This window comes from Fundicoccus ignavus, assembly GCF_009659375.1.
In the GTDB taxonomy this organism is placed as follows: domain Bacteria; phylum Bacillota; class Bacilli; order Lactobacillales; family Aerococcaceae; genus Fundicoccus; species Fundicoccus ignavus.
The window spans coordinates 51,877-62,147 of sequence record NZ_WJQT01000007.1; the positions used below are offsets into that span (position 1 = coordinate 51,877).

The 10,271-nt window shown below is 35.7% G+C and carries 8 protein-coding genes; 2 read left to right on the plus strand and 6 right to left on the minus strand.

Features of this window, described 5'->3' with window-relative positions:
* Positions 1-24: 24 nt before the first annotated feature.
* Positions 25-429 carry a (deoxy)nucleoside triphosphate pyrophosphohydrolase gene (locus GF867_RS06465; protein WP_153832292.1) on the minus strand — a complete coding sequence of 135 codons (405 nt, stop codon included), beginning with the start codon at positions 427-429 and terminating at the stop codon, positions 25-27.
* 143 nt (positions 430-572) lie between these two features.
* Between GF867_RS06465 and GF867_RS06470 the strand changes: the two genes are divergently transcribed.
* Positions 573-890 (plus strand): DUF262 domain-containing protein, encoded by a 318-nt coding sequence (locus GF867_RS06470; protein WP_153832293.1) that lies wholly within the window; start codon positions 573-575, stop codon positions 888-890.
* A 264-nt stretch (positions 891-1,154) separates the two neighbouring features.
* Positions 1,155-2,390, plus strand: coding sequence for a hypothetical protein (locus GF867_RS06475; RefSeq protein ID WP_153832294.1), 1,236 nt, complete (start codon positions 1,155-1,157; stop codon positions 2,388-2,390).
* 342 nt (positions 2,391-2,732) lie between these two features.
* On the opposite strand, the gene GF867_RS06480 is transcribed toward GF867_RS06475, so the two are convergent.
* The 5 genes from GF867_RS06480 to GF867_RS06500 all read right to left on the minus strand — a co-directional run bounded on the left by GF867_RS06480 (position 2,733) and on the right by GF867_RS06500 (position 10,270).
* Positions 2,733-5,099 carry a beta-L-arabinofuranosidase domain-containing protein gene (locus tag GF867_RS06480; protein WP_153832295.1) on the minus strand — a complete coding sequence of 789 codons (2,367 nt, stop codon included), beginning with the start codon at positions 5,097-5,099 and terminating at the stop codon, positions 2,733-2,735.
* An 80-nt stretch (positions 5,100-5,179) separates the two neighbouring features.
* Positions 5,180-6,721: a family 43 glycosylhydrolase gene (locus tag GF867_RS06485; protein WP_301538508.1), complete on the minus strand. Its 1,542-nt coding sequence runs from the start codon at positions 6,719-6,721 to the stop codon at positions 5,180-5,182.
* A 64-nt stretch (positions 6,722-6,785) separates the two neighbouring features.
* A complete protein-coding gene (locus tag GF867_RS06490) occupies positions 6,786-8,174 on the minus strand; it encodes an ABC transporter substrate-binding protein (protein ID WP_153832296.1) in 1,389 nt (462 codons plus the stop codon).
* 130 nt (positions 8,175-8,304) lie between these two features.
* On the minus strand, positions 8,305-9,315 hold the full coding sequence (locus GF867_RS06495) for a carbohydrate ABC transporter permease (RefSeq protein WP_216650274.1): 1,011 nt from the start codon (positions 9,313-9,315) through the stop codon (positions 8,305-8,307).
* Positions 9,281-10,270, minus strand: a complete 990-nt coding sequence (locus GF867_RS06500) for a carbohydrate ABC transporter permease (protein WP_153832297.1) — start codon at positions 10,268-10,270, stop codon at positions 9,281-9,283. Before GF867_RS06500 ends, GF867_RS06495 begins: the two co-directional genes overlap by 35 nt.
* Between the last annotated feature and the right edge of the window lies 1 nt (position 10,271).

Genomic DNA, 10,271 nt, shown 5'->3' on the forward strand with positions numbered 1-10,271 from the left:
CATCCCAACATCTTAATATAAACTCTACTGATTAAAATGCATCTTACTTAATTGCTTAACAATCGGAATATCTGCCGGTGCCCATTCTACTTCAAAGAGTTCTTCTGGGCTTAACCATCTTATTTCTTGATGTTCTGTTAATACAGGTTCACCTGATTTTAACTTACCAATAATTGTTGTTAGATTAACCACTCCAAAATCATATTCATAGGACACCGCATCAAATATAGTCGCTTCTAATTCTACTTCAATTAATAACTCTTCACTTAACTCTCTTATAAGCGCTTGGTGTGGCGATTCGCCTTGCTCAATCTTCCCACCCGGAAACTCCCAAAGAAAAGGCAGCGACTTTTCCCCTCCGCGTTGTGCACATAAAATTCGTCCCTCTTTAATTAATATCGCACCGACTACTTTAATAATTTTCTTCATATAAATACCTCTAATAAAATCATCGAAAACTCTCCGTACTATTAATTTTACACCAAACTAACTATATCATAAACTTCTTATTCAATTTGAAGTTATCGCTTTTATATGATCTAATTTATATATTAAATAAATTGGAGGTTAGTATGAGTTATAAGTATAGAATTGATAATTTATTATTCACTGAATTACAAAAAAATGCTGTTGTACCGAAATTTCAGAGAAAATTAGTTTGGTCCAATATAGAAAAGAAAAACTTTATTACAACCCTTAGTAATGGTCATCCTTTTGGGTCTATATTAATTTATAAGTACGAAGATGAACAAAAATATTCTATAATCGATGGCTTACAAAGATTTTCGACCATTGAGGACTATATTAAATCGCCTGAAAAATATATTTCTTTTGCAGAATTAACGGAAAAAATTATTAAACAATGGTTTTCAGATAACATCATTGGATAACCTACTTTAGAAGAATATAGAAAAGAAATAAATAAAGCTATAATTGAATTTGTTCAAACGGAAAAACAAACCACTTCACATTTCAATGATCTTCTAGAAGAAAAAATCCCTCACTTTAGTTCTTTTGAAGATTCAAAAGAAAAATTTACTATCCTAGAAGAAATAAAAGATGAAATATTAGATAAAGTTAAAAATCATTTAGATGTTAAAAATTTACCAATTCCGACTATAATATTCACTGGTGAAGTAGAAGAACTTGCAACTGTGTTTGAAAACTTAAACAAAGGTGGAAAAAAACTCTCTAAATACCAAGTTTTTGCAGCACAATGGAGCAAACACGAATTACGATTATCAAATGAGCCAATTAACAGACGTATATTAGAGATTACAATCCAACGATATGAAGATCTAATTGAAAGTAGAAATGTTGAAATTAATAATTTTTCAAAAGAAGATATGTTAGAAGATAAGACAATAAACGTCGCTGAATATTGTTATGCGTTAGGAAAATTGATCTTAGAAAAGATGTTTGTTTTTTGGGATCATGATAATGAAGATACAGCAAATAAAATCGGTTATTCTACACTAGCTATGGTTTTTAGAATCCGAAATAAAGACATGAGTAAACTGGTAAATTTCTTTAATACGCTCGATAATGCTGAATTCATTGAAGTCATTACTACAGCGATTCTCAATATATACAGAGACATTAATAGTATTTTTGAAAAACATCTCAAAGTCCCAGGTGCTTCAAAAGCTTTATACTCAATTCAAGGTACCTCTGATTTTCAATTGATGTCTTTTTTTGGTAGCTTATGGATTACTAAACACAGCGACTTACAATCCGGAAAACTAGAAATCAAACAAAAATATAAGCCTAATTATAAACAAATTGAGTTAAATTTACTTCACTATTATATCTATGATCGTTTAACCGGAAGGTGGTCTGGAACTGGAGATTCTAAACTTGATCGAATTGTGATTGATAAAGAGAATTCTTACATAAAGGACCTAGATAGTTTTAAAATTGAAAGTGCGTTATTAAACTGGCATGAAGATGCTCTAGAGAAAAGCTCTATAAATTTTGATCCTATCTCTAAACTTTTATATACTGTATTGTGTTCTTATTACAATCCATATTTTAATGAAAAGACTTATGATAATGAACATATCATTCCAAGAAAACAACTTAGCGAAATAAAAAAACGAAGCAACCAAAATATACCCGGTGGATCAATCGGTAATTTCATGTATCTTGATAGTACAAACAATCGTTCTAAACAAGAATTTTCATTATACGATGTTATTAAACCTGGCTATTCATTAGAACAAGAAATGTTAACTATTCAAGCTTATCCTACAAAAACTGAATTTTCAGAAATAAAATTTGAGGTCCAAAGAAATAACGGTGAATATAATCAGCTTATTTCTACTATTTCCTCCAGAGGAAAAGCACTCATCACTGACCTCGTTAATAAATTATATGAAAATAGAATTTAATATTATTAAAGAGGCATTTTGACTAAATCTGAAAGTATAGCTCGATAGAACCAGATTAGTTTTTAAAGAAAAAGAGCATTCAATATCTTGATTTGTTCAAGATTTTTTGATGTTTTATTCAATGAATATCAAATTAAAACGAACATTTTACAAACCCCCAAAGTCTAGCTTTTTGGGGGTAGGTTGTATGTCGAAAAAATACTCAGTTAGTCCTAACTCGTTCTGAACCTTAATCTTGTTTAAAGTTAGCGAGATCTCAAATTTTAACACACCTTTTTATTCTGTTCGTTTTCTATTGATTCTTAGCAAAGATTGCTTTCTTATTATAATACCCAAATCAGTTTACTCATGCGTTACTTTCTGTATCTCAACGCCAAACAAGCGAGCAGATGATGACGATGCATCCGTTGAGAATGAAATTCGAACGGGTTCATTGGTAGTGACAGTGGCTTCGATTTCAACTTTAACCCACGGTTCTTTGGTTTCAATAGCAATAGGTGCGATAATCTGAGCAATAGTCGTATCACCCTTAATTGAACAATTTAGTTTGCTATCAACATCCTCTTTATGTAAGGTTAAGATGACTTTTATAGCGCCCGTATAGCGCTTTAAATCAAATCGATAACTAAATGCGCCACCTGGGTTTGCTTGACGATATGTTTTTCCCTCTGCAACTCCTATTTCTGATTTATGCTGTTCAAGGTGATGCGTATACTCAGAATTATTCCCATCAAAAAGTGATAAATCAACAAGCGATACGGTCCGATTCTCATTGTTAACAGCGAGCATCTCTTGTGCATGCCTAATTTTATAATAGATGCCATATCTCTCATTATGTGCCTGATAATATGGTGCAAATTTTATTTGTTCATCAACATTATTAAGCTCAATTTCAAATAGTCTATCTGGACTTGAAAGTACTTGATAATCTTCGATTAATGCCTCTGGGCAAAAACTCTTTTTCTTTAATGTTAAGTAGTCTTGATAAGTAGTCTCTTGTGTCCCTACCCTTACAAGTATTCCATTAGGATGATAGGCATCAATATTCTCCTTCCCTAAACGAGAACTTAACACGTAGGGGCCGTAAGTAAATGCTACATAAGCTGGATTATCATGAGCTGCCGATACCGCTAACTTATACTGCCAATTCATTTTTATAACGTCACCATCCATTACAGTCGCTAACCAATAGTCTTCATTCTGCATCGCTTGCTTTTGATCGTTCATTTCAAAATCCTGTTGCTCAGCCCAATTTGGTAGCCTTAACTTCAAATTAATCATTTTCGTTGGCTTCTCTGATTCTATAGCCTTCACATTAATAGATACTTTACCCACGGTTCGATCCACCACTGTTTCGAAATATAAATTATGCTCCCGAGCATAATAAGTATTTGAAAAATAAAGATTCATTAGTAGGGTGTTCGCTTCATTATCATAGAAATAAATACTTTCACTTAACTTGGTGAAACTTTCAATTCCTGTTCCAGTACAGCACCAAAACTCATCGAAAGGACGGTTATAAATTTTATTGTAACCAACACCCATCGGTTGGAAATACATCATCATCCCTGTCTCAGGATGTTGCGAAGACAGAATAGCATTGATGTATGTTCGTTCAAAATAATCTAAATATTTCTTTTCTCCCGTTACTTTGAACAATTCTTTAGAGAGCCTCAACATATTATACGTATTACACGTCTCACACGTGCAATCACCTTGTCGATTTTCAGCATCATAATATAGCTGATTCGCTTGATGAAAGTGTTCGCTTTGACTATTTCCCCCAGTGACATACGTATGACTTTCTACAACTATGTCCCAGAAGTTTACGGCAGCTTTCAAGTATATCTCACGATTTTCTAGCAAAATTGGGTTCAATGCTAAATATGCTTCATCTCCCAGCAACTTATCAATCGCTTGATAATGTTTCAATGCACCTAGAAACTTAGGAATGGTTGTGTTGGCATGCTTCTCGGCTAAGACATCTTGATCATTCGAGAGCTCTTCAAACAGCTCAAATTCATCGAAATAGGTTGCTGCCTTAAAGTGACGATTATCATTCGTTAAATTAAACAAATCATACAGAGTAGCATTCATTGCGCCATACTCAATGGTCAGTAACTGATTCCGATTAGGTAAAAGTTGCATTCGATGATACACATACAAACCGAAAGAATTAGCAAGGTCGAGTGCCTGCCGAGCTACTTCATGATCAATATCTGCTAAGTTTACGTGCGTAGCAATTAGGCCTGCTAACACCTTATCCAAGTTATACCAAGGAACCAACACATTTTCTCGTTCTTCCTGATTAACTTCATAACCTTCAACTTCATCGAGAGCGATTTCTCGAAATGCTGAAATATAACCTGGACTACCCTCTGAATTTGCTAGAACATAGGACAGTCCACTGATTGCAGTTGTCAATTTCTCAAGTAATTCATTTTGAATTTCAGTTTGATGGCTCTCAACGATAGCTTGAGAGAGTGCCGTTAGAAAATGTCCAAAAAAATGCCCCCTGAAATTGATTTCATTACTTCGCTCCCAACCTTGGTACCCTTCAGAGGTAATCGGAGTTAAATTAGCTGTTCGGTAAAATTCATACAAAAAACGTTTAGCATCTAATGATAACAAATAGTCAACAGTATGTTGTTGTGCTGTTAGTAATTCTGAATCATTTAAATATAAATCCTGTAGCGAAATATTGTGCATTACCTTTCTCCTTTTGCTTATTCTCTCAATTGAGTCATTATGGCTACTCTGGTTATTAAAGAATTAATGATGCACGGATGCTACTCTGCTTCAATTAATTGAGACAACCAAACTGCTATCTGATTATTGTCAAAACCACTAAAACCTAGCGTTTCAGCACCTATTACATCATCCCACTGGTAGTAAAAGTTTCCCTTAATCTCAAAGTCTTCAAATTCTAAGTGTGCGGTACCATTATCCCAAATACTGATGTCACCTATATAATCCGCTGTGTCAATTGAGTCAGAATTCGTCAATTGCTCATATCCATAAGCTTTATCGCCCTCAATTAATAGGAAAATCGAACGCTCTTTCATTCCCGAAATCTCTAATTGAGTCGTGTTCCACATATAAAGCCCCGAAATATTATCCAGTTCTGTTTCAAACAACAGCTCTTCCCCTGCATAGCGTTGCGGTGCGACACTTGGCCAACCTTCATCATTAAAGATCAAGCGATGTACCCTTACTTCAAAGGTCTCTCCACGACCTGGAAATCGTGTATGAAAGACAATATAGCTTTCGCCGGTTGCTTCATCATAATAAGCAGAGTTATGCCCTGGAGACATATAACCTTTATTCATCACACCATCCTGATAATCCCACAACATATTCCCTAACAACTTGGTACCATAGGGTGCAATTGCCTCATCATCAAAGAATGTTCCAGTAGCGCCTTTCGCATCAATCATCTGATTACCTGTATAATCAACATAAGGGCCATCAGGTGCCTTGGAGCGTGCGACACGTATATTGTAGCCATCTGCTTGTGCCAAGCCACCATAAGACACAAATAAATAATAGTATCCTGTCTCTGGATTATATAAAATATATGGCGCTTCGATTCGGCTATGATTGCCCCCTAATAATTTAGTACCATAATCATAGTCTTCTGCAAGTGGCAAACCCGTTTCTGGATTTAATTCTAAAATATAAATACCACCTGAGTACGAACCATAAGTCATCCACAATCGGTTTTCTTGATCAAAGAATACGTGAGGATCAATCGCATTCGGATGAATCGTCGCATCATATGCTTGCATATCTGGCGTGTAGCGCGAACCCGATTTCAAAAAACTTTCAATTTTCTGGTAAGGCCCTTCAATTGAATCTGCCACTGCAACACCTAAAATAGACAGTGGACTACTTCCTTCACACAAGCAATAGTATAAGTAGTAACGCCCATCTGCTAATTGAATAATGTCACTCGCCCAAAAGGTATCTGTCTTAGCATAGGCAAATTCTTCTGCAAATTCAAACGTAATATCTTCAAATAATGGACTAGAAGCAACATCATAAGAAAGTTGTTCCCATGATACTAAATCCTGTGACTTAGCAAAGTGCAAATGAGAGCCAATAACATAATACATTCCTTCTTCTGTTTGAATGATCGACGGATCATGTACGTTCACTTCCTGAAATTCCACAACCGGATTTTCGACCATCTTGTCAGATTCAGAAAAGGCTTCTGCAGAAATAATGGGTATATTTATTGCGTATAATACTAATAACTGACAGGCAAGCTGCTTACTTACTCGCTTAATTCGTTTCATTCTCAATGAGTTACGCTGAGATTTAGACAGCATTTTTTCTCCTCCAAACACGAAGTGGGATACACACGTATCCCACTTCATTAATTTTTAGTTTTCCTTAGAAAATTTCATCTAGTGCGTCTAAGTGATATTGATTCAATAATTCAGTTAATTCTGGTGCAATATCGGCTGGATTAACTTCGCCATTAATGGCTGCATTCTCAACATCTCCGTACTCACCACCGAAGTACACTTCTTCCAACCAAGTTTGGAAACCAGGAATCACTGCCCCACCTAATGGAACTGGCTCTTTAACTCTTTCTAAGTAAGCAGTATAATAATCATCTTGTGGCAAACGAGCTGCAACCTCATCCCATAGCGCTTGATTTTGAACAAGTGGTAAGCCCGCTGGCATTTCAAACATCAAACTTCCGTCATCATTCGTCAACGTATCAAAAGCTTCAATTCTAGCATTCCAACCATCTGAACCCCAGCCCATAAATTTCAATAGTTCATAGGCTTCACGAGGATGTTCTGTAGCTGAAGAGATACTACCGAAGTCTACAAAACCTGGTTTATGTAATGTCTCTGCAGATTCACCTTGTGGAACTGGATAGGGTACCCATTTAATTCCTTTGTCGATAAATTCATCCGTCGCAAATAAATCTTTTGTCCACCACGCATCTAGCTGGATCGCAATTTTACCCGTACTTGCTGCCCACAGTAAGCGATCACCAAAGACTGCTTCTGCTTCATCCGTATCAAAGAATGGGGCATGTACACCTGTTCTGACAAATTCTGCCTGTGTAGTCAATGCTTCTGCCCAGTCACCGGTTAAATCAAATGTTTCACCATTCCATCCAAATTCACCTTTTGCATCTGATTGAACAATGGGTGCCATCGTCACTAATTTTGTAAAATCATTGTATCCGTAAATTCCTTGTTCTGGCACTGTCATTGTTTGCATTAGCTCTAGCATTTCGCTATATGTCCAATCAGCCGACGGCATGTCTTGATTAAGTGCGTTGAAAACATTCTCATCTAAGAACACAGTGTAAGGCTCGTAGAAAACTGCAGCTGCCAATTTACTCTCGCCATCTAAATAACCTGTTTCTTGTAAAGTAACCAATACATCCGCTGATTCCGGATCTGCTTCCCAGTACTCTGTCATATCTCCTAACCAGCCATTAATAATTGGGACATCGACGTTACCTTGATACCAGAATACGTCTGGTAAATTACCGGCAGCTGCTAAATTCGAAAGTCCGTCATTCCAAACTTCCTGATCAACCGTTACCAATTCTACTTTGATATTAGGGTATTGTTCCATAAACTTATTCGCAAGATATTCTTGTACAGAAAAATTATCCCACGAAGCATACGTCAAGGTAATTTCTTCAGTTGTCATTTCAGGTAATTCTTGGGCGTTGGCAATTGGTAAATTTAAATTTGTGAATGCTGTTACACCGGCTAATAAAGCAACAATACTTTTTTTCATAAGTTTCATTTATAATTTCCTCCCTGATTTTATACAATTTTGTTATGTATTTGATTAACAACTCGCGTGTTAATCCCAACCCGACGACTTCAATGCAAGTAATTTATGTTCGCAACACTCCCTTATGTTTTCTACGTGATTATTCCCCAGTAATTCCTGATTTATCAACACTTTCAGTGAAATACTTTTGCAAAATCGCATAAGTAATCAATAGAGGAATTAATGTAATCATCGTACCCGCAAGTGTAATCCCTTCATTTATCTTCATTGTACCGCCTTCAGTTACGGGATACATTGCTTCGTATGTCGTGGTGAATCTTTGTAAAGCAATAGGTAAAGTCACCCAGTTACGCCCTGCGTTCGACGTTGTGCCTGCAATATACAGATTGACCAAATATGTCTCATTCCAATACCAGACCAACGAAAAGATAAACACGATTATTATAGCTGGCACAGCCATTGGTAAACCAATTCTCCAAAAGTTTGTCCATTCACTTGCGCCATCTACCTCTGCTGCTTCATATAACGATTGAGGAGTTTGACGGAAAAATTGGTAAAATATTAGGATAAAAATTGTACTTTTAATCCCTTGGCCTAAGGCTGCTGGAATAATAAACGCATACAAGGATCCTAATAAACCTAAGTCGTTATAAAGTACATAAGTCGGCATCATCAAGACCTGCGGCGGAACGATAAAACTAAACACCATTAAAAACATCAGTAATTTCTTAAATTTAAAATCAAAGCGTGCAAAACCATAACCTACAATTGAAGTCACGATTACTTGAAAAATCGATGGTACAAAAGAGATGACAATACTCCCTAGCAGCGATTCCTTTAAATTTAGTACCGAAATAGCTTGTCGATAATTATTCAAATATAATTCACTCGGTAGCCATTGAATAGACGTATCTAATAGATCGCTTAAAGACTTAAAACTAGTAGCCACCATATAGAAAATTGGATACAGGTAAACAAATCCAATGGTTAATAAGAGAATATAAATGACACTTTGAATCAACCAACCTTGTCGATCATTGGTCCCTAACAAAAGTTTGCGAAAACGCACCAGTTTGGGTTGAAGACGCTGCTTCCAATCATATCGAAATGATTGCTTATTCTTTTTCATCGATTGACTCTTCTGATTCATCTATATCCTCTCCTTTCTTGATACTAAATAAACTTTTTTGATAGTCAGAAGGTGCAGAATCTTTACGGAATATTACGCGATCTCTGTTCTTTTTAGCTGAAGTATCTCTAAACAGCCAGAACAGAATCCCTACCATGACTAATATGATAACCGCATACATCCAAGCCATTGCGGAAGCAAAACCGTAACCTCTGGTTGCCGAAAACATATTATTATAAATTAAATTAATAATATTATTCTGACCACCACTAGATAATGTAATCAGTGTATAGACTGAGTTAAGTAAAATCATTGGTTTTAGAACGGGCAACGTGATTTTCCAGAAACATTCCCAAACTGAACCACCATCTATTTTTGCTGCTTCATACAAACTCTTATCAATTTTCTGTAAACTAGCTAAGAAAATTAGTATTTGAACGCCTGAGTACCAAAGTATGATCACAATTTCTGAAAACAAACTAGTGACTGGTGTCGCTAACCACTGAGGTAGAAATTGATTAAGAATATTACTTAAGGAGGCTGTATCTAACATTGGGATACTCGATGCACCTTGACTAATTAATTGTTCTAATACTGGTCCAGAAGCAATTATTACTGGTAGAAAAAATATCGTTCTAAAGAATCCTTTAAATTTTATCTTCGCATTTAGCAGCAGTGCAATAATCAATGAGAACACGACAATGACTGGCACCCTTAAAATGGTACTAACAAGAAATGAAATCAATTCTTGAACAAAGAACATATCTTTCAGCCAAACATCTAAATAATTATTGAAGCCTTCAAAACGAAATGCTCTACCCGTAGGTCTCAATCGAATGGTATTCAAACTAAACCAAAAAGATTGTAACATTGGCCAGAATACTAAAACTGCAAAACCAATCATCCAAATAGCTACAAACAAATAACCGATGCGTGCTTTACGTGATTGGATACTTTTTTTATGCTTGCGTTTCATC